General features: G+C 71.7%; 22 protein-coding genes. 16 read left to right on the forward strand and 6 right to left on the reverse strand.

Annotated features, from left to right (window positions below):
• Positions 1-21 precede the first annotated feature (21 nt).
• The 4 genes from MUY14_RS46390 to MUY14_RS46405 all read right to left on the reverse strand — a co-directional run bounded on the left by MUY14_RS46390 (position 22) and on the right by MUY14_RS46405 (position 3796).
• On the reverse strand, positions 22-1221 hold the full coding sequence (locus MUY14_RS46390) for a Dyp-type peroxidase (protein ID WP_247019456.1): 1200 nt from the start codon (positions 1219-1221) through the stop codon (positions 22-24).
• Positions 1218-2387, reverse strand: coding sequence for an EfeM/EfeO family lipoprotein (locus MUY14_RS46395; RefSeq protein ID WP_247019458.1), 1170 nt, complete (start codon positions 2385-2387; stop codon positions 1218-1220). Before MUY14_RS46395 ends, MUY14_RS46390 begins: the two co-directional genes overlap by 4 nt.
• Positions 2388-2585: 198 nt before the next feature.
• Positions 2586-3362: a metalloregulator ArsR/SmtB family transcription factor gene (locus tag MUY14_RS46400; RefSeq protein ID WP_247019459.1), complete on the reverse strand. Its 777-nt coding sequence runs from the start codon at positions 3360-3362 to the stop codon at positions 2586-2588.
• Between the two features lie 92 nt (positions 3363-3454).
• Positions 3455-3796: a hypothetical protein gene (locus MUY14_RS46405; RefSeq protein ID WP_247019460.1), complete on the reverse strand. Its 342-nt coding sequence runs from the start codon at positions 3794-3796 to the stop codon at positions 3455-3457.
• Here MUY14_RS46405 and MUY14_RS46410 point away from each other — a divergent pair.
• From MUY14_RS46410 to MUY14_RS46420, 3 genes are all read left to right on the forward strand, one after another.
• A complete protein-coding gene (locus tag MUY14_RS46410; protein WP_247019461.1) occupies positions 3789-4064 on the forward strand; it encodes a hypothetical protein in 276 nt (91 codons plus the stop codon). The two genes, MUY14_RS46405 and MUY14_RS46410, sit on opposite strands and share 8 nt — an antisense overlap.
• A gap of 348 nt (positions 4065-4412) precedes the next feature.
• Positions 4413-5207, forward strand: coding sequence for a hypothetical protein (locus MUY14_RS46415; protein ID WP_247019462.1), 795 nt, complete (start codon positions 4413-4415; stop codon positions 5205-5207).
• Positions 5204-7036 (forward strand): serine/threonine-protein kinase, encoded by a 1833-nt coding sequence (locus MUY14_RS46420; RefSeq protein ID WP_247019463.1) that lies wholly within the window; start codon positions 5204-5206, stop codon positions 7034-7036. Before MUY14_RS46415 ends, MUY14_RS46420 begins: the two co-directional genes overlap by 4 nt.
• Here the strand turns inward: MUY14_RS46420 and MUY14_RS46425 are convergent.
• Complete coding sequence (locus MUY14_RS46425; RefSeq protein WP_247019464.1) at positions 7014-7436, reverse strand: hypothetical protein; 423 nt, start codon at positions 7434-7436, stop codon at positions 7014-7016. The two genes, MUY14_RS46420 and MUY14_RS46425, sit on opposite strands and share 23 nt — an antisense overlap.
• Before the next feature lie 153 nt (positions 7437-7589).
• Here MUY14_RS46425 and MUY14_RS46430 point away from each other — a divergent pair, with 153 nt between their 5' ends.
• The 7 genes from MUY14_RS46430 (at position 7590) to MUY14_RS46460 (ending at position 15222) form a co-directional block, all read left to right on the forward strand.
• Positions 7590-8150: an AAA family ATPase gene (locus MUY14_RS46430; protein WP_247019465.1), complete on the forward strand. Its 561-nt coding sequence runs from the start codon at positions 7590-7592 to the stop codon at positions 8148-8150.
• Between the two features lie 111 nt (positions 8151-8261).
• Positions 8262-10028, forward strand: coding sequence for a chitinase (locus MUY14_RS46435; RefSeq protein WP_247019467.1), 1767 nt, complete (start codon positions 8262-8264; stop codon positions 10026-10028).
• 45 nt (positions 10029-10073) lie between these two features.
• Complete coding sequence (locus MUY14_RS46440) at positions 10074-10811, forward strand: IclR family transcriptional regulator (RefSeq protein WP_396126673.1); 738 nt, start codon at positions 10074-10076, stop codon at positions 10809-10811.
• A 71-nt stretch (positions 10812-10882) separates the two neighbouring features.
• The gene (locus MUY14_RS46445) at positions 10883-12037 is read left to right on the forward strand and encodes a 4-hydroxybenzoate 3-monooxygenase (RefSeq protein ID WP_247019469.1); all 1155 of its coding nucleotides are present in this window, start codon (positions 10883-10885) and stop codon (positions 12035-12037) included.
• A 73-nt stretch (positions 12038-12110) separates the two neighbouring features.
• Positions 12111-13508: a DHA2 family efflux MFS transporter permease subunit gene (locus MUY14_RS46450; protein ID WP_247019471.1), complete on the forward strand. Its 1398-nt coding sequence runs from the start codon at positions 12111-12113 to the stop codon at positions 13506-13508.
• Positions 13509-13511: 3 nt separating this feature from the next.
• Positions 13512-14279, forward strand: coding sequence for an isocitrate lyase/phosphoenolpyruvate mutase family protein (locus tag MUY14_RS46455; protein WP_247019473.1), 768 nt, complete (start codon positions 13512-13514; stop codon positions 14277-14279).
• The gene (locus tag MUY14_RS46460; RefSeq protein ID WP_247019475.1) at positions 14269-15222 is read left to right on the forward strand and encodes an RNA polymerase subunit sigma-70; all 954 of its coding nucleotides are present in this window, start codon (positions 14269-14271) and stop codon (positions 15220-15222) included. Before MUY14_RS46455 ends, MUY14_RS46460 begins: the two co-directional genes overlap by 11 nt.
• Here the strand turns inward: MUY14_RS46460 and MUY14_RS46465 are convergent.
• Entirely contained in the window at positions 15188-16324 is a 1137-nt protein-coding gene (locus tag MUY14_RS46465) for an MFS transporter (protein WP_247019477.1), read from the reverse strand. The genes MUY14_RS46460 and MUY14_RS46465 overlap by 35 nt on opposite strands.
• 89 nt (positions 16325-16413) lie before the next feature.
• On the opposite strand from MUY14_RS46465, the gene MUY14_RS46470 reads away from it, so the two are divergent.
• The 6 genes from MUY14_RS46470 to MUY14_RS46495 all read left to right on the forward strand — a co-directional run bounded on the left by MUY14_RS46470 (position 16414) and on the right by MUY14_RS46495 (position 22978).
• Positions 16414-16980, forward strand: coding sequence for a TetR/AcrR family transcriptional regulator (locus MUY14_RS46470; protein ID WP_247019479.1), 567 nt, complete (start codon positions 16414-16416; stop codon positions 16978-16980).
• A 212-nt stretch (positions 16981-17192) separates the two neighbouring features.
• A complete protein-coding gene (locus MUY14_RS46475; RefSeq protein ID WP_247019481.1) occupies positions 17193-18812 on the forward strand; it encodes an FAD-dependent oxidoreductase in 1620 nt (539 codons plus the stop codon).
• A 48-nt stretch (positions 18813-18860) separates the two neighbouring features.
• The gene (locus MUY14_RS46480) at positions 18861-19916 is read left to right on the forward strand and encodes a LacI family DNA-binding transcriptional regulator (RefSeq protein WP_247019483.1); all 1056 of its coding nucleotides are present in this window, start codon (positions 18861-18863) and stop codon (positions 19914-19916) included.
• 74 nt (positions 19917-19990) lie between these two features.
• On the forward strand, positions 19991-21280 hold the full coding sequence (locus MUY14_RS46485) for a sugar ABC transporter substrate-binding protein (protein WP_247019484.1): 1290 nt from the start codon (positions 19991-19993) through the stop codon (positions 21278-21280).
• Entirely contained in the window at positions 21277-22161 is an 885-nt protein-coding gene (locus tag MUY14_RS46490; RefSeq protein ID WP_247019485.1) for a carbohydrate ABC transporter permease, read from the forward strand. Before MUY14_RS46485 ends, MUY14_RS46490 begins: the two co-directional genes overlap by 4 nt.
• Complete coding sequence (locus tag MUY14_RS46495; RefSeq protein WP_247019486.1) at positions 22151-22978, forward strand: carbohydrate ABC transporter permease; 828 nt, start codon at positions 22151-22153, stop codon at positions 22976-22978. Before MUY14_RS46490 ends, MUY14_RS46495 begins: the two co-directional genes overlap by 11 nt.
• Positions 22979-22995: the final 17 nt, after the last annotated feature.

Raw genomic sequence — 22995 nt, forward strand, 5'->3', positions numbered from 1 at the left:
CTTTCGTGGTGGGATCGCTTGTCAGGCGAGCAAAGTGCGGCCGAAGTGGTCGTCCGGGCCGGTGACGCCCGGCAGCGCGAAGAAGTAGCCGCCGCCGAACGGGGAGATGTAGTCGGTCAGGGGTTCGTCGGCCAGCCGCGTCTGGACCGCCTCGAACTGACGCTCCAGGTCCTGCTGGTAGCAGACGAAGATCAGGCCCATGTCGAGGTTGCCGTTGCTGTCGACGCCGCGGTCGTAGTTCACCGCGCGGCGCAGGATCCGGCTGGCGTCGGTCTCCGGCGTGCGCGGGTTGGCCTTGCGGATGTGGCAGGTCAGCGGGATCACCGTGCCGATCGGGTCGTCGGCGTAGCGCGGGGCGTCGGTCTCCTCGGTGCCGTCGAGCGGGGCACCGGTGTCGCGGCGGCGGCCGAACATGTTCTCCTGCTCGGCCAGCGATACCCGGTCCCAGAACTCCACGAGCATCCGGATCAGCCGGACCACCTGGTAGCTGCCGCCCGCGGTCCACGCGGGTTCGCCGGCCCCGGTCGTCCACACCAGACCGTCCACTTCGGACCCGGTCGGATTGGCGGTGCCGTCCTTGAAGCCCATCAGGTTGCGCGGGGTGCCCGCCGGGCGCGGCGGGGAGCTGAACCCGGAGAGCTTCCAGCGCGGCTGCATGCCGCCGCGGGTCGCGCGGGCGATGTCGCGCAGCGCGTGCAGCACGGTGTCGGTCGAGTTCGCCGACAGCGTCAGGCTGAGGTCGCCGTGGCACTGCGCGGGGTCGAGGGCGTCGTGGGGGAACGTCGTCATCGGCTTGAGCTTGGCCGGTTTGAGCTTCGCCAGGCCGAAGCGGTCGTCGAACAGCGACGAGCCCGCGCCGAGGATCACGCCCAGGTCGCCGCCGGGCACGACGGGCCCGAGCACCCCGGAGTCGGCGGGCGGCGCGCTGATGCCGAGCGCCGCGGGAGCTCCGCCGGTGGTGAGGAACCGGGCCCGGTCGGTGATCGCGCGGAAGAGGTCGGTCAGCTCCGCTTTGGACTCCGCGACGACGTCGAACGAGGCGACGATCGTCTGCGCCGGCGGGTTCCGCAGGATGGCGGCCTGATTCCGGCCGTGGAACGGAACGGGCGCCGCGCTGTCGATGACGGCGGAGGACGCGCCGAGCCCGGCCCCGGCGGCGACGGTCAGGCCCGCGCCCACGGCGGCGCGACGCAGGAAGGAACGGCGCGGCAGGCCGGTCACGAGACCCTCCTCGGCTCGGCGATCGCGGCGATCGGGGCCAGCAGCTCGGTCAGCTCGCCGACGTCGGCGTTAAGCTTTTGGCGCTGCGGCTGGGAAAGCCGCGCCAGTGGGGTCCAGTTGCCGTCCGGGTGGTGCGCGGCGTCCAAAGCGGACTGCGTGCGCGTCAGCCAGCTGTCCACCTTGGACAGCTCCGGGTAGCGCGGGGCCAGCAGCGGGCGGAGGACGTCGAGCACCGCGCGCGTGCCGTCGAGGTTCGCGCGGGCCGTGGCCAGGGTGGTGCCGCTGCCGTAGTCGGTGCGGCCGGTGAGTTCGAACTGCAGCGTGTTCTCCATGATCTCGTGCGCGCGCAGCCCGAGGTCGTTGCCGTCGACCTGGCTGTCGCCGAAGGACGTCCGCAGCGCGTGGGCGTCGGTGTCGAGCCGGTCGGCGACGGCAGCGAGCGCGCCGAGGTCTTCGCCGTGCCAAAGGCCCTGCTCCAGGCGGTGGAAGCCGGTGAACCCGGGGTCGGCCGGGCCGGCGGGCAGGCCGTCGGCGGTGCCGTTGAGGGCGCCGTCGGAGTCGCCGAACGCGTCGTAGGCGGCGCCGAGGCGTTCGTAGGTCAGGTGCGCGGTCAGCCAGGCGGCCTCGCTCGCCGCGCGGTCGCCGCCGTGGACGGCGTCCTTCAGCGCGCCGGTGTTCGCGACCAGCTCGCCGAGCCCGGTCGTGACGTGCTGCTGGTAGGCCTTGAGCGGGCCGAGCAGGTCGTTGTGCGTCACCGGCGCGACGCCCGGCCCGGTCCGGTCGGCCCCGCCGCTGACCCGCACGGCCGGCCCGACGATCGCGCTCGAGTCCTCGGGCAGGCAGCGGAACGCGTAGCTGCCGTTGCCGAGGTTGACCTGCAGCGGCCGGGTGGTGTCCGGACCGAGGCCCTCGACCTCGCCGTAGATCACGCCGGTCGCCGGGTCGATCAGGTCGATTTCGGCGGTCACCGAGCCGGTGTTGTGCAGCCGGAACGTCTGCGGCCCGGGCTTCGGCTCCGACCAGCCGGTGCCGCACGCCGAGCGCGAAACCGCGATCTCCGGATCCCCGGCGGCTGTGCTGCCGGGCCACCACACCACGGCAGCACCCGCCACGACGGCGAGCACGACCGCCGCCACGATCCAGCGAGCACGTACTGACCCCGGCACGCGCACTCTCCCGTCACTCGATCGGACCATCACCGGTCACGGATTATGCGAGCCTAACGCCCGCGAAACCGCATCGGATGGCGTCGATCGGAGGGAATTCACCCGGACTTCAGCCGGCCGCCCACGAAAGGGGGAGGATTCAGACTTTTCCGTGTGCCAGATCTGTCGTGTTCAGGAGGTTCGACCGATTGGCCGGGATCACGGAAGGGGGACGCCGGTTTCCAGCAGCGTCTTCAGGCTGGACAGCAGCGCGGGCCAGCCCTGGCTGCACATCGCCAGCGTCGTGCTGTCGTCGTCGAAGCCGTCGTGCAGCACGGTCAGCTTCACCAGTTCGCCCTGCGGTTCGAGGGTGAACGTGACCTTGGTGCGGCTTTCACCCTGCAGTTTCGCGAGCGTTTCCGCGTCGATTCCGTTACCGTTCGCCCATTCCGCAGTGAAGGTGTGCCACGTGTAGGAAAGCCGGCGGAACGGATCCGATTCGAGGACGACCTGGTCCGGGTGTTCCGTTTTCGCGCCGCTTTCGCGCCAGATCATCGGCGAACCCTTTTTCCAGTCGGTTTCGAAGGAAACGCCCCAGTACTGGCGGGTGAAGGCCGGGTCGGTAAGCGCTTGCCAGAGCTTCTCCGGCGTCGTGTTGATGTAGGTCGTGTACGCGAATTCGTTCATCGGTCCGGACTCCAGCGCTCGTTTCAGGTCGGCCAGCGCGCCGGCCCGCCTGTGGTCGTAGCGGGTCATCCAGCGGTCGGCGATCGCGTTGATCGGGGCGGCGTCGAGGTGGTGCAGCTTTTCCCGGCCGCGCCAGGTCGTCGTGACCAGCCCGGCCGCCTCGAGCACGGCCAGGTGCTTGCTCACCGACTGGCGGGCCATCGCCAGTACCGCGCAGAGTTCGCGCAGGGTCTGGCCGTTGCGCTCGTTGAGCGCGTCCAGCAGCCGGCGGCGGCTGGGGTCGGCCAGTGCCTTGAAGACCTCGTCCATCGCGCTCGCTTCCGCGGTGTCCCGGCAAACGTGCAGCCGGTTGGGTGCCTTTCCGACGATAGGCAGCCAACCGGCTGCCTGTCAACCGGGGACTACCGGAAGCGGATCGCCGTGATGCCGGCGAGGACGAAGAACACGAGGACGACCAGCGTGCCGGTCTGGCCGCCGGACGAGCGGGTGACGACCTGGTCGACGGCCCCGGTCAGCCGCACCCCGCACTCGGCGACGACGGTGTGCCGCCCGGCTTCGATGCGGGTGAACTCGACGGGTGCGGTGAACGCGCCGGAGCTGTCGGTGCGGGCCTCGCCGACCTCGGCGCCGTCGGAGGTGAGCGTGACCGTGCGGTCGGGCTGGCAGCCCCGGCCCGACGCCGCGAGGGTCTCCCCGGGCTGGATGCTCGGCCGGTCGAGCACGAGTTCACCGGGCTTGGGCACGGTGCTGGTCGCGGTGGGGGTGCCGGGCGTGCCGGGCGTGCCGGGCGGCGTGGTGGTGGTCGTCGTCGGCGGGGTCGTCGTGGTGGACGGCGGCGGGGTGGTGGTGCCGGGCGGGGTCGTGGTGGTGCCGGGCCGGGTCGGGCGCGTGGTCACGACCGGCGGGGTGGTGGCCGGGGGCGGCGGGGTCGTGGTTGTGGTGACCCCCGTGACGACGAAGGTCCCGCTGGCGGTCTGCTTCTGGCTCGTGCAAGTCGCGGTCACCGTGTAGGAGCCGGGCTTCGCGGAGGCTGGAACGGTGGCCGGGATCTGCCCGCTGGTCGCGGGCGCCACCTTCTGGGTGAGCGCGGCGCCCGCCCAGAAGAAATTGATGATCCGGCAGGTCGGGAAACCGTTCCAGGAAATGGTGAAAGAACTGCCTGCCGGCCCGCTCGACGGTTTCAAACCAACCGAAGATGTGTATTGTGCGTTGGCGTTGCCCGCGAACGTGAGCAGCAGCAACGTTCCGGCAACGGCGCCCAAAAACAGCCGAACCACGAATCTCATCGGACGTCCCTCCCCGGTGTGTGCTCGCTGTAGCATTCCGGACCAGTCGGATAACGCAAGTAGGGGATGCCCAATGGGACGTGTCATCGCGGCGGGGGTTGCGTTGGGTTTGTGCGCGGTGGTGCTCGGCGCGCCGGCCGCGTCGGCCGATTCCGGCTCGCTCGACGTGCAGGTGTCGATCGACCAGCGGCCGGTCGAGGACGCCACCGTCCCGATCGACCCGGCGAGCCAGGTCGAACTGAAGGTCGTGGCCACCAACTCCGGCACCGCGCCGGTGAAGGTCCGCAGCGTGCGGCTGTCGGGGGTCGCCCTCGCGCTGACGTTCTTCGCCTACGACACGACGGCGCCGTTCGAGGTGCCGGCCCGGGGCTCGGCGACCCGGACGTTCGTGCTCGACCTCGGTGACCTCAGCGGCCAGGCGACGGGGCTGCTTCCCTCGTCCGTGGAGCTGCTCGACGGCCAGCGCGTCACGCTCGGTGAAGCGACGACGGTCGCCGACGTCCGCGGCTCCGTCTGGTCGGTGTACGGCGTGTTCGGCCTGGCGATGCTCGTGCTGACGGTGCTCGCCTGGGCGGCCGCGCTGCTCGCGCTGGCCCGCCACCGGCTGGCGCCCAACCGCTGGCGCCGCGGCTTGCGCTTCCTGCCCGCCGGGTTCGGCACCGGCCTGGTCGCGGTGATCAGCCTGTCGGTGCTGCGGCTCGTCCCGCCGGAGCCGGCGGTCGAGATCCCGGTCGTGCTGGGCGCGGCGGCGATCGCGTTCCTGCTCGGCTACCTGACCCCGCACCCGGCACCCCCGGCGGTCACGCCCGCCGAAGACGGCGCCACGGTCCGGCTGCCGCTGCCGTCCACGCAGGAATTCACCCGATGAGCGCACCGGCCGAGCTGATCGCCGCCCTGCCGCAGTACGACATCGGGGCGGAGATCGGCGAAGGCGGCATGGGCGTGGTCTTCGCGGGGGTGCACCGGACGCTCGGCCGCAGCGTCGCGATCAAGCAGCTGCCCTGGGACATCCTCGACCACGCGTCGAGCAGCGCGCTCTTCGACCGCGAGGCGCGGGTGCTCGCCAGCCTCGACCACCCGCACATCGTCCCGGTGTACGACTACGTCCGCACGGGCCGCGAGCACCTGCTGGTGATGGAGCGCCTCGACGGCGGCACGGTCCACAGCCGCTTCCACGGCGGCGGCGTCAGCGGCGAGCAGGCGTGCGCGATCGGCCTGGCGATGCTGGCCGGCCTGCACGCGGCGCACCGGGCCGGCGTGCTGCACCTCGACGTCAAGCCGCGCAACCTGCTGTTCAGCACGCAGGGCGTGGTGAAGGTGGCCGACTTCGGCATCGCGCGCGTGATCAGCGAGGGCGCGACCCTGGTGACCCACGGCGGCGAGATCCTCGGCACGCCGGCGTACATCGCACCGGAGCAGGCGATGGGCAACGCGCTCAGCCCGGCGGCGGACGTCTACGCGGCGGGCACGGTGCTGTACGAGCTGCTGTCGGGCCGGTTGCCGTTCGACAACACCCGCGGCGCGATCAGCATGATGCGCCAGCACATGTTCACCGACCCGGCGCCGATCGCGGGCGTGCCGATGCCGATCGCCGGTGTGGTGATGCGGAGCCTGGCTCGCGAGCTGGACTCCCGGTACCGGGAAGCGGAGTCGTTGGCGGCGGATCTGGCGTCCGCGGCGACGGCGGTTTACGGGCCCGGGTGGCTGGAGCGGTCCGGGGTGCCGGTGCTGCACCTGACGCCGAGGGTGATCGCGGGGCTCAACTCCCCGACGGGCCCGACCCCGCAGGCCGCGGCCCTCGGCGCGGCGGCCGGCGGTGCCGGCTTGGCGGGTGGCCCCGGCGCGCCTGGTTCCGCGGGCGGCGGCCCGGCGGCACCCGATCCCGCCCGGACCCGTCCCGTGCAGCGGCCCGGCGGGCCCAACCCCACCTTGGCCGCGCCGTACGACCACCTCGACCCGAACCCGACCGGCGGCTCGACCGGCCCGTCGCCCGAAAGCTCGTCCGCCGCCATCGTCTGGCTTCGGGTCGGCGCCGCCGTCGCCGCTCTCGTGCTGGTCGTCCTCGCGCTGCTCAACCCCGAACGGCTGCCGCATTCGGCGTCGCCGAGCCTGAACCTCGGGGGGACCGCCGTGTCGGCTCCGGTCGAGGTGGACCTCAGCAAGCCGCTCATCTTCAGCGGGCCCGGGAACCCGGGGCCGGTCGCGGTCGAGCTGTCGGCGGCCGGGATTCCGCTCGGTTCGGCCGAAACCGCCGCGAAGGCCGAGGGCAACGGCTTCACCGCGGAGCTCACCCTGCCCGGGATCGCGCGGTGGATCGTCGGCGGCGCGGTCACGGCGACCGTCCGGACCGGGCCGATCACCCAGACCTTCACGCTCCTCACCAGCCAGCACCCGCTGGCCAGCGCGATGGGCGCGGGCAGCCTCATCCTGGCGCTGTTCGCGCTGGCCTACCTCGAATCCGGGCTGCGCACGATCCGCAACGGCCACCGCTGGCGCGGCGCGCCGGTCGGCGGCCCGGTGCTGGGCATCCTGTTCGGCGCCGCGGTGTGGCTCTGCGTTTCGGTGCTGCGCCTGCACGAGCCGTCGCCGGGGTTCGGCGCCGGGTGCGCGGTGGCGGGGGCGCTCGCGGCCGGGCTGGTCGTCGCCGCGGCGCGGCGCCGGGCGTCCACAGTGGTCAGTCGACCATCCGGACGGTGACGTGCGGGCTGTAGCTCTTCCGCCTGCTCCACCCGGATTCGGCGCAGAGGCCCAGCTGGATGGCGCGGTCGGCGGGCGCCCAGTAGCCCGTGCGGACGAAGTAGCCCTCCATCGTGGTGAGCGCGCCCAGGCGTTTGCGGGCCGAGCACATTTCCCAGCCCCACTGCCGCCCGGTCTTTTCGACGCCGTTGCGCCGGACGGACAGGCACGGGTTGCCGACCGCGCGGATGTCGGCGTCACCCTCCGTGACGTAGACGACGCCGTCGATCTTGTAGAAGCGGTTGTTGTCGAGCAGGGAAACCTGCCCGGACAACGTGACCGCGACCTGGCGGCCTTCCTCGCCCGCGAGTGTCCAATCGAGACAGAATTCCTGGACCGGGAGTTCCAGCGACTGGGTCATGACGAGTTCCCCTGTTCTAGCCGTGTCCCTTCCCGAAGATAGGGATTTTCCGGGCGCCGGGAAGGGGTGGGCGCGATCTTCACCCGAAGCGGGCGTCACGGACCGTGAAAAATGGTAAAGGAACCATTACCTTCGGCCGGGCGTTGAGCGGGCATGAGCGAGCCCTCTGTCATCGAACTCGGGCCACGCGACATGCTGGTCGTGGCGGGTCTCCCGGGCGCGGGCAAGACGACGATGCTCCGCCACGCGGCGACGGGCCTGCCGGTGCTGGACTCCGACCAGGTCCGCGAGCGCCTCGGGGCGGCGGTCCCGTCGGTGCCGTACCGCTGCTACCGGCCGGTGGTGCACGCGTGGCACCGCGCGCGGATCGTCGGCCGCGCGCTCGGGGCGACGGGCCCGATCGTGGTCCACGAGCCTTCGACGCGGGCGTCGACTCGTGCGCTGCTGGCGTTGGTCGGCGCGGTGAGCGGGCGGCCGGTGCGGTTGCTGTTCCTCGACGTGCCGGCGGAGCAGGCTCTGGAGGGTCAGCGGCGGCGGGGCCGGGTGGTGCGGCCGCGGTCGTTCGCGCGGCACGTGCGGCGGGTGGGGAAGTGGCGCGAGGACCTGCTCGCCGAGCGGGTTCCGGCGGGGTGGAGCAGCGTGCAGGTGATCGACCGGTCCCGCGCGGGACGCACCCGGCTGGTGGCGAAGCTTCTGGTGGAACTGGGTTCTTGAGCGGCCCGGTGCGGATTTGCCGTACCCGGTGCCCCGCTCACCCTCCGTTGGTCTGGACATTTTACATATTGGTCTAGACAATATCGGGTAACTCCCCGACTGGAGGACCCGATGAGGCGTTCCAGACTGTCCGCAACCCTCGCCGCCTTCGTGCTCGCGCTCTCCGGTCTCGTGACCGGGCAAGCCGAAGCCGCCAACCTCCTCACGAACCCCGGTTTCGAAGTCGGCTCGCTCTCCGGCTGGTCCTGTGCCAACGCCACCGCCGTCAGCACCCCCGTGCACGGCGGTGGGTACGCCCTCGCCGGCACGCCCGTCGGTGCCGACTACGCCCAGTGCGCGCAAACCGTGTCCGTTCAGCCGAACACCACCTACACCGTTTCCGCCTGGGTGCGCGGGAATCCCGTCTACCTCGGCATCACCGGCGGTGCCTCCACCTGGTCCGGCAACTCGGGCGCCTACAACCAGCTGCAACTCACCTTCACCACCGGCAACCAGACCTCCGCCCAGCTCTACCTCCACGGCTGGTACGGCGCCGGCACCTACTACGCCGACGACGTCGTCCTCGACGGGCCCGGTGGGAACACGCCCGGCACCCCCGGTGCGCCCGGGACCCCGGCCACCGGCGGCATCACGAACAACTCCATCGCCCTCGGCTGGGCCGCTGCCGCCGGCACCGTCACCGGGTACCGCGTCTACGAAGGCAGCACCGTCGTCGCCACCACGACCGGGACCAGCGCCACCATCGGCGGTCTGAAGGCCTGCGAAACCCACAGCTACGCCGTTGCCGCGTACAACTCCGCCGGGGAGTCGCCGAAATCCGCGACGAACAGTGCCACCACCACCGGCTGCGTCGACACCGGCCTGCCCAAGCACGCGCTCGTCGGCTACCTGCACGCCAGCTTCGCGAACGGCTCCGGCTACGTCCGGATGGCCGACGTGCCCGCCGCCTGGGACATCATCGACCTCGCCTTCGGGGAACCGACCTCGGTCACCTCGGGCGACATCCGCTTCACCCGGTGCCCCGTCGCCGAATGCCCGAACGTCGAGAGCGACGCCGACTTCACCGCCGCCATCAAGGCGAAGCAGGCGCAGGGCAAGAAGGTCGTCATCTCCATCGGCGGGCAGAACGGCCAGGTCCAGCTGACCACGACCGCCGCGCGGGACAAGTTCGTCAGCTCCGTCTCGGCGATCATCGACAAGTACGGGCTCAACGGCCTCGACGTCGACTTCGAGGGCCACTCGCTCTCGCTCAACGCCGGGGACACCGACTTCCGCAACCCGACCACGCCGGTGATCGTCAACCTGATCTCCGCGCTGAAGTCGCTCAAGGCCAAGTACGGCTCGGGGTTCGTCCTCACGATGGCACCGGAGACGTTCTTCGTGCAGGTCGGCTACCAGTTCTACGGCGGCTCGGGTGCCGGTGACGCGCGGACCGGCGCGTACCTGCCGGTCATCCACGCGCTGCGGGACTCGCTCACCGTGCTGCACGTCCAGGACTACAACTCCGGCCCGGTCATGGGCCTGGACAACCAGTACCACAACATGGGCGGCGCCGAGTTCCACATCGCGATGACCGACATGCTCAAGGCCGGCTTCAGCGTCGCGAACACCGGGCAGTTCTTCCCCGGGCTGCGGCCGGACCAGATCGCGATCGGCCTGCCCGCCGCGGTCAGCGCGGGCAACGGCTACACCTCGCCCGCGGACGTCCAGACGGCGGTCAACTGCCTGGTCAAGGGCAGCGGCTGCGGCTCGTACACCTTGCGCGGCGGCACCTCGCCCAGTCTCCGCGGGCTGATGACCTGGTCGATCAACTGGGACAAGTACTACAACTGGGAGTTCCAGAACAGCCACGAGCCGTTCCTGAACTCGCTGCCCTGACGCGTCGCGGTGTGCCCTGGCCATGGCTGGGGCACACTGCCTGACGTGGTGAAACGCGACTCCGTGCTGACGCGCGTCGTCCGGATCTTCGAGACCTTCGAACCGGACGCGCCCGCGCTGCGCGTCACCGACATCGCGCGGCGGACCGGGCTGCACGTCGCGACGGCGTCGCGGCTGATCGAGGAGCTGGTCGGGCACGGCTGGCTGCGGCGCGACACCGATCGGAGGGTCCGGGTGGGCGTCCGCTTGTGGGAACTGGCTTCGCGCGCCTCACCGACGCTGGGGCTGCGGGAGGCGGCGCTGCCCTTCATGGAAGACCTGCACGCCGTCGTAGGGCACCACACGCAGCTCGCCGTGCTCGAGGACCGCGAGGTGCTGTTCGTCGAACGCCTTTCCGCGCCCGGGGCCGTCGTCAACGTGACGCGGGTGGCCGGGCGGCTGCCGCTGCACGCGTCGTCGTCCGGGCTCGTGCTGCTCGCCCACGCGCCCGCCGACCTGCAGGAACAGGTGCTGGCCGGCCCGCTCGGCGCGTTCCGCCGGACGACGCTGACCGAGCCGGCGCGGCTGCGGCGCTTCCTCGCCGACGTCCGGCGGGACGGCTACGCGTTCTGTGCGGGCTTCATCGACGAGGAGACCACGGGGATCGCCGTCCCGCTGCGGGGACGCGGCGGTGACGTCGTCGCGGCGCTGTCGGTGATCGTGCCCAACGACGACTCCGCGCGGATGCAGATCCCGGCGCTGCGCGCGGCGGCCCGCGGAATCTCTCGGACACTCTCTCACTGAATGAGAGTGCGGTGGTGGGGGCCGGGCCCGCCGGGAGATGCTCGGGGCTCTTCGCGTGAAAGGACGTTCCCGTGCGCACCCAGGTCGCCATCGTCGGCGCCGGCCCGGCCGGGCTGCTGCTGTCCCACCTGCTCGGTCTCGAAGGCATCGACTCGGTGCTGCTCGAACGGCAGACCCCCGGCTACGTCCAGGCGCGCATCCGCGCCGGCATGCTCGAGGCGGGCACGGTCGGGCTCCTGCGCGAAACCGGGCTCGGCGGCCGGCTCGACGTCGAGGGCATGGAGCACCGGGGCATCCACCTGCAGTGGCCCGGCGAGCGGCACCACCTGGACTTCGTCGACCTCGTCGGCCGGTCGGTGACGATCTACGGGCAGACCGAGATCACCAAGGACCTGATGGCGGCACGGGAAAAGGCCGGCCGCCCGGCGTACTACTCGGCGTCCGACGTCACCCTCCACGACGTCACCGGGAAGCCGCACGTGACCTTCGTGGACGACGGCGGGCGGGCGCGGCGGGTCGACGCGGACGTCGTCGTCGGCTGCGACGGCTTCCACGGGCCGAGCCGCGCGGCCATCCCGGACGCCGCGATCTGGGAGCGCGCGTACCCGTTCGCGTGGCTCGGCGTGCTGGCCGACGTCGCGCCGTCGGCCGACGAGCTGATCTACGCCTGGCACCCGGACGGCTTCGCGATGCACAGCATGCGCTCGCCGCGCGTGAGCCGGTTCTACCTGCAGGTGGCGCCGGACGAAGACATCGCCGCGTGGAGCGACGAGCGGATCTGGGACGCGCTCGCCCAGCGGCTGGGCCACCCCGGCTGGGCGCTGGAAACCGGGCCGATCACCGAGAAGAGCGTGCTGCCGATGCGCAGTTTCGTCGCGACGCCGATGCGGCACGGGAACCTCTACCTCGCCGGGGACGCCGCGCACATCGTGCCGCCGACCGGGGCGAAGGGGCTGAACCTGGCCGTCGCCGACGTCGCCCTGCTGGCGAAGGCGCTCACCGCGTCCCTCAAGGACGGCACGGACGAGCTCGTCGACGCGTACTCGGACACGGCGCTGCGGCGGGTCTGGCGCAGCACGCACTTCTCCTGGTGGATGACGTCGATGCTGCACCGCCACGGCGACGACTTCGACGCCCAGCTCCAGCTGGCCCAGCTCCGCCGCACGGTGACGTCGGCGGCCGCGGCGACCGAGCTCGCGGACAACTATTCCGGGTTGCCGCTGTAACGACCGATTCCTTTCCGGCTCGCGCGTTGTCCAACCCTCGGCAGAACGCGAAGCGAGCCGCGAGGAGTCCCGAGTGCGCGTCGAAACCCCGCCCACACCGGCGGTACCGGAAACAGGAACGGCGAAGCGAAGGTGGGTCCTGGCGATCACCTCGATCGCCTCGATGATGGTCGTGTTCGACGCGCTGGTCGTGGCGACCGCCTTGACCGCGATCAAGGCCGGCACCGGCGCGTCGGTCGCCGAGCTCGAATGGACGGTCAACGCCTACGGCCTGAGCTTCGCCGTCCTGCTCATGACGGCCGCGGCCGCCGGGGACCGCTGGGGGCGGCGGCGGGTGTTCACGGCCGGGGTGAGCGTGTTCGCGCTGGCCTCGCTGGTCTGCGCCCTCGCGCCGGACGCCGGCACGCTGATCGCCGGGCGGGTGCTGCAGGGCGCGGGCGCCGCGTTCGTCGTGCCGCTCGCGCTGGCGCTGCTGGGCGCGGCCTTCCCGCCGGAGCTGCGGCCGAAGGCGCTCGGCGTCTTCGCGAGCGTGAGCGGGGCGGCGGTCCCGCTCGGGCCGCTGCTGGGTGGCGCCGTCGTGGCGGGCATCTCCTGGCCGTGGATCTTCTGGATCAACGTCCCCGTCGGCGCGGTCCTGGTCGTCCTCGCCCTGACCCGGGTCGAGGAGAGCCACGGGCCCGATCGCGCCCTCGACGTGCCGGGGCTGCTGCTGGCCGGCGCCGGGTCGTTCGGGGTGGTGTGGGGGCTGGCGCAGGTCGGCACCGCGGGCTGGACCGGCGTCGCGGCACCGCTCGCGGCCGGGCTGATCGCGCTCGGCGCGTTCGTCGCCTGGCAGCGGCGGGCGGCGCACCCGATGCTCCCGCCGCGGCTGTTCCGCTCGCGCCGGTTCTCGGCGGGCAACGCGGTGATCTTCTTCCACTGGGCCTCGGCGCTGGGCGCGACCTTCTTCATGGCCCAGTTCCTGCAGGAGGGGCTCGGGTACGGGCCGCTGGCCGCCGGGGCCGGGCTGGCGCCGTGGGGGCTGACCACCGTGGTCGTCCCGCAGCTGGCCGGGCGGCTGGTCGGCCGGTTCGGCGAGCGGCCGTTCATCGTCGCGGGGCTGGGGCTGCACGGCCTGGCCATGCTCTGGATCGCCGCGGTCGCCGGGCCGTCGACGACGTACTGGGTGCTCGCCGCGCCGCTGGTGCTGTCGGGCACGGGCATCGCGATGTGCCTGCCCGCCGTGCAGAGCGCGGTGCTGACCTCGGCCGGGCCGCGGTTCCTCGGCAAGGCGTCCGGCGCGTTCAGCGCGATGCGGCAGCTCGGCGGCGCCTTCGGCGTGGCCGTCCTGGTCGCCGGGTTCTCGCTGGCCGGCGGCTACGAGGCGTTCACCGGGGGGTTCACGGCCGCCGTCGTGCTCAGCGCCGCCCTCGCCGCCGCCGGTGCGCTGGCCGGCTGTTTCGTCCCCCGCCTCGAACCGAAGGAGTGCTGAATCATGACCGACCTGAAAGCCCACGCCGACCTGCTGCGCGAACTGCACCACGGCGACCTGCTCGTGCTGCCGAACGCCTGGGACGAAGCCAGCGCCGAACTCGTCGTCGAGACCGGGTTCCCGGTGGTGGCGACGTCCAGCGCCGCCGTGGCCGACGTGCTGGGGTTCCAGGACGGCGAAGCGGCGCCGTGGCGGGAGATGTTCGCGGCGGCCGCCCGGATCGCCCGCGCCGTGGGAGTTCCGGTGACGGTGGACGCCGAAGCCGGCTACGGGCTGGCACCGGGTGAGCTGGTGGACCGGCTCCTCGAAGCCGGGGCGGCCGGGTGCAACCTCGAGGACACCGACCACCGCGCCGGCGGGCTCGCGGACGCCGAGGCGCACGCGGACTGGCTCGCGGAAGTGCGCGCGGCCGCCGACGCGAGCGGCGTCCCGCTGGTCGTCAACGCGCGGATCGACGTGTTCCTGCCGCCCGCCGGGGTGCCCGAGGCGGACCGGGTGGCGGCGGCCGTCCGGCGTGCCCGCGGCTACCGGGAGGCGGGCGCGGACTGCGTGTACCCGATCGGCGCGCCCGGCGACGCGCTCGCGCGGGTCGTCGCCGAAGTCCCCGGCCCGGTCAACGGCAACACGAACCCGGCGCTGGACCTGGCCGGGCTGGCGGCGCTCGGGGTGGCCCGGGTTTCGTACGGGCCCCGGTTCCACCGCTCGGGGTTCGCCGGGATGCGGGAAGCTTTGGTGGCCATCCACGAGCGGGGAGTGCGCGATGTCAGCTGAGGTGCTGGTCGGGAGCGCGCGGCTGCGGGACGAGTTCGACTCGCACCGCCCCGCGCTGCTCGCCCACTGCTACCGGATGACCGGGTCCTACCAGGACGCGGAAGACGTCGTCCAGGAGACGTACCTGCGGGCGGCGCGCGGGGTCGGCGCGTTCGAAGGGCGTTCGTCGCTGAAGACGTGGCTGTACCGGATCGCGACCAACACGTGCCTGACCGAGCTGAAGCACCGGCGCGTGCTGCCCGCCGGGCTGGGGGCGCCGTCGAGCGATCCGGACGCCCGGGTCTTCGAGGGCGGGTCGCACGCGTGGCTCGGGCCGCTGCCCGACGCGGTGCTCGGCGACCCGGGCGAGGTCGTCGTCCGGCGCGAGTCGGTGCGGCTGGCGCTGATCGCGGCCCTCCAGCACCTGCCGGCGCGGCAGCGGGCGGCGTTCCTGCTGCGGGAGGTCCTGTCGTGGTCCGCCGCCGAGATCGCGGAGACGCTCGACATCAGCGTCCCCGCGGTGAAGAGCCTGCTGCAGCGGGCCCGGCAGCGGCTCGACGAACTCGACCTCGACGCGCCGCCACCGGACGTGGCGGTCGAACGGGCGCTGCTCGACCGCTACCTGGCGGCGTTCGAGGCCCAGGACACCGCGGCCATCCGGACCGTCATCCACGACGACTTCAGCCTCGAAGCCGTGCCGCACCCGGTGTGGTTCAAGGGGGTCAGCGTGTGCCTGCCGTTCCTGGAGCGCTACGCGTTCCAGTCGGACCGGGCGATCCGGCTGCGGCCCACGCGCGCCAACGGCCAGCCCGCGGCGGGCAGCTACCGCCCGGACGCCGGGGGAGTCCTGCGCGCGGAGGGGCTGTGGGTGTTCACGGTGACGGGGGAGCGCCTGTCGCGGGCGGTCAAGTTCCCCGGCCCGGAGCTCGTCACGGCCGCGGGGCTGCCAGCCCGGCTGGCTTGACCCAGGGAGTCCACGCGAGCAGTGCGACCAGACCGGTCAGTATGAAAACCGGTCCCAGTCCGAAGGCGCCGGCCGCGGCCCCGGCCAGCGGGGCGGCGGCGGTCTGCCCGGCGCCGAGGCCGACGAAGGACCAGGTGACGCCGCGGGCGGGCCGCGCGGGGGACACGCGGGCCGCCCAGACGATGCACAGTCCGGTCAGCGCCATGTACGTGCTGCCGAAGAGCGCGCTCGAGATCAGTGCGCTCTTCGGCCCGAGGCCCGGGACGCCCAGGAGGGCGAGACCGGCCGCGGCGAGCGTCCAGGTGGCGAGGTTGGCGGCCCGGAGCCCGACGCGGTCGGCGACCCGGCCGGCGAGCCCGCCGAGCAGCCCGGCCACCCCGATCGCGAACCAGCACCAGGTGGCGGCGACCGGGCTCAGTCCGGCTTCGGCGAGTCGGGAGCCGGAGAAGGTCCAGTAGGGCGCGCTCGTCACGCCGATGAGGACGGAGTTGAGCACGAGCGGCGTGGTGTTCGTGCTGCCGGCGGTCGCCGGCTGGGGGGTGGTGTGCGGCAGCGTCCGCCAGGCGAGCAGCGTCATGGCCGCGCCGAGGCCGGCGAAGGCGGCCCAGACGACGGGCCAGCCGAGGGCCAGGAGCGGGGTGAACGCCGATGCGGCGAGCCCGAGGCCGGTGCCGGTGTTGGCCCAGGTCTGGGCCCGGGCCGGGTTTTCGCTCTCGCTCTCGCTGATGAGCTGGGCGACGCCGGGTGAGACCAGTCCCGCGCCGGCGCCGGCGACCACGATGCCGGCGGCGAAGACGGTGACGTGCGGGGCCGCCGCCATGAGTGCCAGCCCGGTGGTGGCGGCCGCTCCGGCGAGCAGGACGGTGCCGCGGGCCGAGCGTGCCGAAGTCTTCGGGGCGAGGAGCAGTCCCGCCGCGTAGCCGGCGGTCGACAGTCCGCCGAGGACGCCGATGCCGACGGTGGTGAGCCCGAACGTCTCGGTGAAGCGGGGGACGAACAGTCCGTAGGCGTAGCGCGCGAACCCGTAGCAGAGGGCGATGACCCCCGCGCCGGCTGCGGCGAGGGGCCACCAGGACGTCGTTTCTCGTGTCTTGGTCGCCATGGGTCCATCAGACAGACCGGTCTGTTGACTGTCAAGCTCTGCTAGGCTTGGGCCAGGTATTCGGGTAGACCGAAGGGTATGGAGGCGAGATGGGCCGGACTCGCCCCGGCGACGCGCGGGGGAAGGTGCTCGAGGCGGCCTCGACGCTGTTCTACCGGGACGGCATCCACGTGGTCGGCGTCGACACGGTGGCCGCCGAGGCGGGCGTGACGAAGGCGGCTCTGTACGGGAACTTCGGTTCGAAGGGCCGGCTCGTGGTGGCGTACCTGCGGGAGCGCGATCGTTTGTGGCAGGAGCAGGTCGACGAGATCACGGCGGCCTGTCCGGACCCGCGGGAGCGGGTGCTGGCGGTGTTCGACGCCTACGAGGCTTGGTCGTCCCGCGACGGGTATCGCGGTTGCGCGTTCCTGAACGCGACTTCGGAGTTCCCGGACCCGGCCGATCCCGTGCGTGAGGTCGTCCGCCACCACAAGACTGCGCTGCACGGGTACCTGCGGGCGCAGGTCACGCGCGCGGGGGAGCCCGACGGGCTGGCCGACGAGCTGATGCTCCTGCTGGAGGGAGCCACGGTCCGGTCGGTGGTCGCCCAGAACGCGGAGCCGTTCCGCACGGCCAAGCGGTTGGCCGCCAGGCTGATCGGCAACCAGCCCGTCTGAGTTCTCGCGTCACGCGTCCGAGGTTCGCCCGGACCGCGAACGAACCCGCGACGCATCGACACTGATGCGGATCCCGCTCGCGGCGGCCCCCGTATCCGGCCCGCGCCCGTCTTCATCGACCACGCTGTCCGGTTCTGCCTCTTGACTCGTCACCTTCCCCGTGCGCACCATACCCGCGTAGTAATTCGAATTATCATCCTCGGGAAGGCTTCATGACGGAACTGGGCACCGAGATTCTCGTCGTCGGTGGTGGACTCGGCGGGGTCGCCGCCGCGCTGGCCGCGGCGAGCCACGGCCGCCGGGTCGTGCTGACCGAAGAGACCGACTGGCTCGGCGGCCAGCTCACCGCGCAAGCCGTTCCGCCGGACGAAAATCCGTGGATCGAGCGGTTCGGGTCCACTCGCACCTACCGCGAGCTGCGCACCGGGATCCGCGACCACTACCGCCGCCATTACCCGCTCCGCGCCGAAGCCGCGAAGCGGGCGGAGCTCAACCCCGGGGCCGGGCGGGTCAGCAAGCTCTGCCACGAGCCGCGGGTGGCGCTGGCCGTGCTCGAAGCCATGCTCGCGCCGCACGTCAGTGCCGGGCGGATCCGCGTCCTGCGCGACCACCGGCCCGTCGAGGTGCACACCGACGGGGATCGCGTCGACGCCGTGACGCTCGAAAGCGGCCCCGACCGGCTCACCGTCCGGGCCCGGTACGTCCTCGACGCCACCGAGAACGGCGACCTCCTGCCGCTCGCCGGCACCGAGCACGTCACCGGCGCCGAAGCCAAGAGCACGCACGGCGAACCCCACGCCCCCGGCGAAGCCGACCCGGCCAACCTGCAGGGCATCACCTACTGCTTCGCGGTTTCCCACCACGAAGGCGAAAACCACGTCGTCGACCGGCCCGCGATGTACAGCTTCTGGCGCGACTACCAGCCGGGCTTCTGGCCCGGCCCGCTCCTCGGTTTCGTCGCCCCGGACCCACGGACGCTCGAGCCGGTCAAACGCACCTTCGTCCCCAACCCGCCCGGCGACCCCCTCGCCGTGGCCGCCGACCAGAGCGCCGACGCCGGGGACAAGGAACTGTGGGCCTTCCGCCGCATCCTCGCCCGCAACCTGCACACCGACGGCGCCTTCGACTCCGACATCACGCTCGTCAACTGGCCGCTCAACGACTACTGGCTCAAGCCCGCGCTCACCATCCCCGGTCACACGACCGAAGCGGACGTGGCGAAAGCGCACGAGGAAGCCAAACAGCTGAGCCTCTCCGTCCTGTACTGGCTCCAGACCGAGGCACCCCGCGCCGACGGCGGCACCGGCTTCCCCGGGCTCAAGCTCCGCCCCGACGTCACCGGCACGAGGGACGGGCTCGCGAAGTCCGCGTACGTCCGCGAAGCCCGCCGCATCAAGGCCGTCACGACCGTCACCGAACACGACGTCTCGGCCGAGATCCTCGGCGTCGATGGCCGCGTGCGCCGCGAAGACGCCGTCGGGGTCGGGAGCTACCGGATCGACCTGCACCCGTCGACCGGCGGGGACGGCTACATCGACGTCGCCAGCGTGCCGTACGAGATCCCGCTCGGGGCGCTGCTGCCCGTCCGCACCACCAACCTGCTGCCCGCCGGCAAGAACATCGGCACCACGCACATCACGAACGGCTGCTTCCGGCTGCACCCCGTGGAGTGGAACATCGGCGAGGTCGCCGGGCTGCTCGCCGCTTTCGCCCTCGGCGAGGACGTCGAACCGAAAGCCGTGCGCGAGGACGCCCGGCTCTTCGAGGACTTCGCGCGGGTACTGGACGTCGCCGGGGTGGAACGCCGGTGGCCGGAAGTGCGGGGGTACTGACCGTGCCGCCGGTAGGGTCTGCCGGAGAACGGCGGGAGGGAGTCACGGATGACGGCGGGTTCGGGCCGGGTCACGCAGGCCCAGGTGGCGCGCCTGGCCGGCGTCTCGCAGGCCGTCGTGTCCATGGTGCTCAACGGCTCCGACAGCCTGCGCATCACCCCGGAGACCCGCGACCGCGTGCAGCAGGTGCTCCGCGAAACCGGGTACACCGTGGACATCATGGGCCGTCGCCTGCGCGGCGGGTCCAACCAGATCCTCGGCGTCTTCACCTACGAGTCGGTGTTCCCGTCCGGGGTGGCCGACTTCTACCGGCCGTTCCTGCTCGGCATCGAGGAGGAAGCCGAGCAGCAGGGCTTCGACCTGCTGCTGTTCACCAGCGGTGGCCGCCGCGACGGGCGCCGCCGCATCTACGAATCCGGCACGAACCGGCTGCGCATCGCCGACGGCTCGATCCTGCTGGGCCGGCACAACGACCCGCAGGAGCTCGCGCAGCTGGTCGAGGAGCAGTTCCCGTTCGTGTTCGTCGGCCGCCGCGAGTCGCCGACCGGGCCGATCAGCTACGTCGGGGCGGACTACGTCGCCGCCACCCGTGAGGTCCACGAGTGGCTGTGGGGGCTCGGGCACCGCCGGATCGGGCTGCTCAGCGTCACCGAGGAGAACGAGCCGACGCTCGACCGCCGCGCCGGCTACGAGGCCGCCGCGCGCAAGCACCGCCGTCCGCCGCTCGTCTTCCTGGCCGAAGACCCGGCGGTCGCGCTGCGGCAGGCGCTCGACGAGGGTGTCACGGCGTTGCTCGTCGAGAGCTCGGCGATGGCCGACGGCATCCTGGCGTGCGCGCACGACCTGGGGCTGACCGTGCCCGAGGACCTTTCGCTCGTCGTGCTGGGCGACGCCGACCCGTCGCAGCAGCCGCACGCGCACGCCGTGCCGAGCACCGCGACCGACTGGTCGATGTTCCGCATCCCGCGCCACGAAATGGGCGTGCACGCCGTGCGCGTGCTCGTCGAGCTGTTGAAGAACCCCCGGTCGCGCCAGCTGCTCCTGCCGTGCCGGATCCACGAGGGCGCCACCGCGGCCGGACCCTCCACAACAGACTCCCACTGAGGCTCAAGTGGCCTGTTGACAGTGCAGGGGGCGACGCTTACCGTCCCTGCTAATTCGAATAACCAGGAGGCATCGTGGCCTACCGGAGAATCCGGCTGCTCGCCGCGGCCCTGTCCGTCGTCGCACTGGCTTCGACGGCGTGCTCGGGCGGCGCCGGCGACGACCAGAACATCGCACTGCGCATGACCGTCTGGACGACGGACAAGAACCAGCTCGCCCTCTTCGACTCCATCGCCACCGAGTACCGCAAGACCCACCCCGAGGTCGCGTCGGTCAAGTTCGACGTCGTCCCGGGTGACACGAGCGCTTACTCCGCCGCGCTCACCACCCAGCTCTCCGGCGGCAACCCGCCGGACCTCGCGTGGATCCTGGAACGCGACGCCCCCGACTTCGTCCAGTCCGGCGCGCTCACCGACCTCAAGCCCACATTGGACACTGCCGCCGGGTACAACGCGGGCGAACTGGTCCCGTCGGCGACGAAGCTGTGGACCAAGGACAGCGGCCTGTACGCCTACCCGTTCTCGACGTCGCCGTTCGGCATGTTCTACAACAAGAACCTGCTGGCCCAGGCCGGGATCACCGAGACGCCCGACCGGCTGGTCGCGAGTGGACAGTGGACGTGGGACGCCGCCAAGCGGATCGCCGCGCAGGTCGCCGCCAAGGACACCGGCAAGGCGGGCCTGGTCATCCGCGAGTTCGAGTACAAGCAGTGGGTGCTGCTCGCCTCGGTGTGGCGCGGTTTCGGCGCCGACGCCTGGGGCCCGGACGGCAAGACGTGCGGGTTCGCCTCGCCGGAGATGACGTCCGCGATGACGTTCCTGCACCAGGCGATCTTCACCGACAAAGCCCTGCCCGGCCCGGGGACGACGGCGGACTTCTTCGCCGGCGAAAGCGGGCTGACCATCGCGCAGATCAGCCGCGCCGGGCTGCTGAAGGCCAAGCCGTTCGAGTGGGGCATCGTCCCGCTGCCCGCCGGGCCCAAGGCGAACGCGCAGGTCATCGGCCAGGCCGGGATCGGCGTGCCGGTCAAGGGCAAGCACGCCAAGGCCGCGGCGGACTTCCTCGCGTTCTTCACCAACCCGGCCAACTCGGCGAAGCTCGGCCAGTACTTCCCGCCGGCCCGCGACAGCCTGCTCAACGCGGCCACGCTGGCCAAGGCGAACCCGCTGTTCAGCCAGGACCAGCTGCAGAACGTGGTGGTGAACGGGATCAAGAACGGTGCGGTGCTGCCGTCGCACACCGGCAGCGCGCGGATCGCGTCGCTCGTCCAGTCCGCTTTGGACCCGATGTGGAAGCCGGACGCGAACGTGCCCGCCGCGCTGGCCGGGGTCTGCCAGGCCATCGACCCGGCACTGAGCCGATGACGTGGACGTCGAGGAAGCGCGAGGAACTGGCAGGGTGGCTCTTCATCGCCCCGCAAGCCCTCGGGTTCCTCGCCTTCGTCGTGGCGCCGCTGGTCGCGGTGGTCTGGTACAGCTTCCAGGACGTGAACCTGCTCGCCGGGACGTCGTCGTTCGCGGGCGCGGGCAACTACGCCAAGCTCTTCGACGACCCGACCGCGCCGAAGGTCGCCCGCGCGACGGCGATCTTCTGCGTCGGCCTGGTCGTGCTCAACCTGGTGCTGGCGCTGTCGCTGGCGTTGCTGCTGAATCTGAAGCTGCGCGGTACCACGGTGTTCCGCACGGTCTTCTTCTCGCCGGTGGTCGTCACGCTCGTCGCCTGGACGATCGTGTGGAACTTCCTCCTGCAGGACAACGGCGGCGTCAACGCGCTGCTGCAGACGATCGGCGTCGACGGGCCGAACTGGCTGCGCGGCAACGGCACCGCGATGCTGTCGGTGATCGTGGTGCAGGTGCTGAAAAACGTCGGCCTCAACATGGTGCTGTTCCTGGCCGCGCTGCAGGGGATCCCGGCGTCGATCACGGAGGCGTCGCAATTGGACGGTGCCGGGCCGTGGCGGCGGTTCCGCTCGGTGATCCTGCCGATGATCAGCCCGACCACGCTGCTCACCGCGATCATCACCGTCGCCGGTGCGCTGCAGGTGTTCGCGCAGATCCAGGTGCTGACCCTCGGTGGCCCCGCCGACAGCACCAACGTCCTGGTGTTCTACTTCTACCAGCAGGCTTTCGCCAACCACGACCTCGGCTACGGCTCCGCGCTGGCCGTCGTGCTGTTCCTCGTCATCCTCGTGCTCACGCTGCTGCAGTGGCGGATGCGGAAGCGGTGGGTGTTCCATGAGTCGTAGGGCGAAGATCGCCTGCTACGCGGTGATGGTCGTGCTGGCCGTGCCGTTCGTGTTCCCCACCTGGTGGATGATCACGGCGTCGCTGCTGCCGGCCAACGAAGTCCTCGCGTACCCGCCGAAGCTGTTCCCGGACCAGCCGCAGTGGGAGAACTACCGGGTCGCGTTCACCGGCTTCCCGTTGGCGCGGCAGTACTTCAACAGCCTTTACATCGCCGTGCTCGTCACGCTCGGCACGATGTTCTTCTCCTCGCTCGCCGGGTACGCGTTCGCCCGCATCCGGTTCCGCGGCGAGAAGCTGTTCGCGCTGATCCTCATCGGGCTGATGGTGCCCAGCGAAGTCACGATCATCCCGCTGTTCCGGGTGGTCGACGACCTCGGCCTGACGAACACGCACTGGCCGCTCATCGTCGTCCCGATCTTCGGGGCGCCGAGCGTGCTGGCGACGTTCGTGATGCGCCAGTTCTTCATCACGATCCCCGGCGAACTCGAAGAAGCGGGCCGGCTCGACGGCCTTTCGCGGTTCGGGCTCTACCGGCGTGTCGCCCTGCCGATCGCGAAACCCGCACTGGCCGCGGTGGCGATCTTCACCTTCCTCAACACCTGGAACTTCTTCCTGGAACCGCTGGTCTACCTGACCGACAAGGACATGTTCACCCTGCCGGTGGCGCTGACGCAGTACGTCGACGTCTACGGCGGTCACCTCTGGAACGTCCAGCTCGCCGCCGCGGCCACGACCGTCGTGCCGGTGCTGGTCGTGTTCATCATCGCGCAACGCCAGTTCGTCGAAGGCCTCGCCCAAAGCGGCCTCAAAGGCTAGGCGCGTAGCTTTCACGT

The sequence above is a fragment of the Amycolatopsis sp. FBCC-B4732 genome (assembly GCF_023008405.1).
Lineage (GTDB): Bacteria > Actinomycetota > Actinomycetes > Mycobacteriales > Pseudonocardiaceae > Amycolatopsis > Amycolatopsis pretoriensis_A.

What these genes read in the sequence shown, in the direction of transcription:
- MUY14_RS46400 (WP_247019459.1), bottom strand. Translation starts at nt 3,362, where the DNA reads ATGGACGAGGTCTTCAAGGCACTGGCCGACCCCAGCCGCCGCCGGCTG.
- MUY14_RS46415 (WP_247019462.1), top strand. Translation starts at nt 4,413, where the DNA reads ATGGGACGTGTCATCGCGGCGGGGGTTGCGTTGGGTTTGTGCGCGGTG.
- MUY14_RS46420 (WP_247019463.1), top strand. Translation starts at nt 5,204, where the DNA reads ATGAGCGCACCGGCCGAGCTGATCGCCGCCCTGCCGCAGTACGACATC.
- MUY14_RS46425 (WP_247019464.1), bottom strand. Translation starts at nt 7,436, where the DNA reads ATGACCCAGTCGCTGGAACTCCCGGTCCAGGAATTCTGTCTCGATTGG.
- MUY14_RS46430 (WP_247019465.1), top strand. Translation starts at nt 7,590, where the DNA reads ATGAGCGAGCCCTCTGTCATCGAACTCGGGCCACGCGACATGCTGGTC.
- MUY14_RS46435 (WP_247019467.1), top strand. Translation starts at nt 8,262, where the DNA reads ATGAGGCGTTCCAGACTGTCCGCAACCCTCGCCGCCTTCGTGCTCGCG.
- MUY14_RS46455 (WP_247019473.1), top strand. Translation starts at nt 13,512, where the DNA reads ATGACCGACCTGAAAGCCCACGCCGACCTGCTGCGCGAACTGCACCAC.
- MUY14_RS46460 (WP_247019475.1), top strand. Translation starts at nt 14,269, where the DNA reads ATGTCAGCTGAGGTGCTGGTCGGGAGCGCGCGGCTGCGGGACGAGTTC.
- MUY14_RS46465 (WP_247019477.1), bottom strand. Translation starts at nt 16,324, where the DNA reads ATGGCGACCAAGACACGAGAAACGACGTCCTGGTGGCCCCTCGCCGCA.
- MUY14_RS46470 (WP_247019479.1), top strand. Translation starts at nt 16,414, where the DNA reads ATGGGCCGGACTCGCCCCGGCGACGCGCGGGGGAAGGTGCTCGAGGCG.
- MUY14_RS46475 (WP_247019481.1), top strand. Translation starts at nt 17,193, where the DNA reads ATGACGGAACTGGGCACCGAGATTCTCGTCGTCGGTGGTGGACTCGGC.
- MUY14_RS46480 (WP_247019483.1), top strand. Translation starts at nt 18,861, where the DNA reads ATGACGGCGGGTTCGGGCCGGGTCACGCAGGCCCAGGTGGCGCGCCTG.
- MUY14_RS46490 (WP_247019485.1), top strand. Translation starts at nt 21,277, where the DNA reads ATGACGTGGACGTCGAGGAAGCGCGAGGAACTGGCAGGGTGGCTCTTC.
- MUY14_RS46495 (WP_247019486.1), top strand. Translation starts at nt 22,151, where the DNA reads ATGAGTCGTAGGGCGAAGATCGCCTGCTACGCGGTGATGGTCGTGCTG.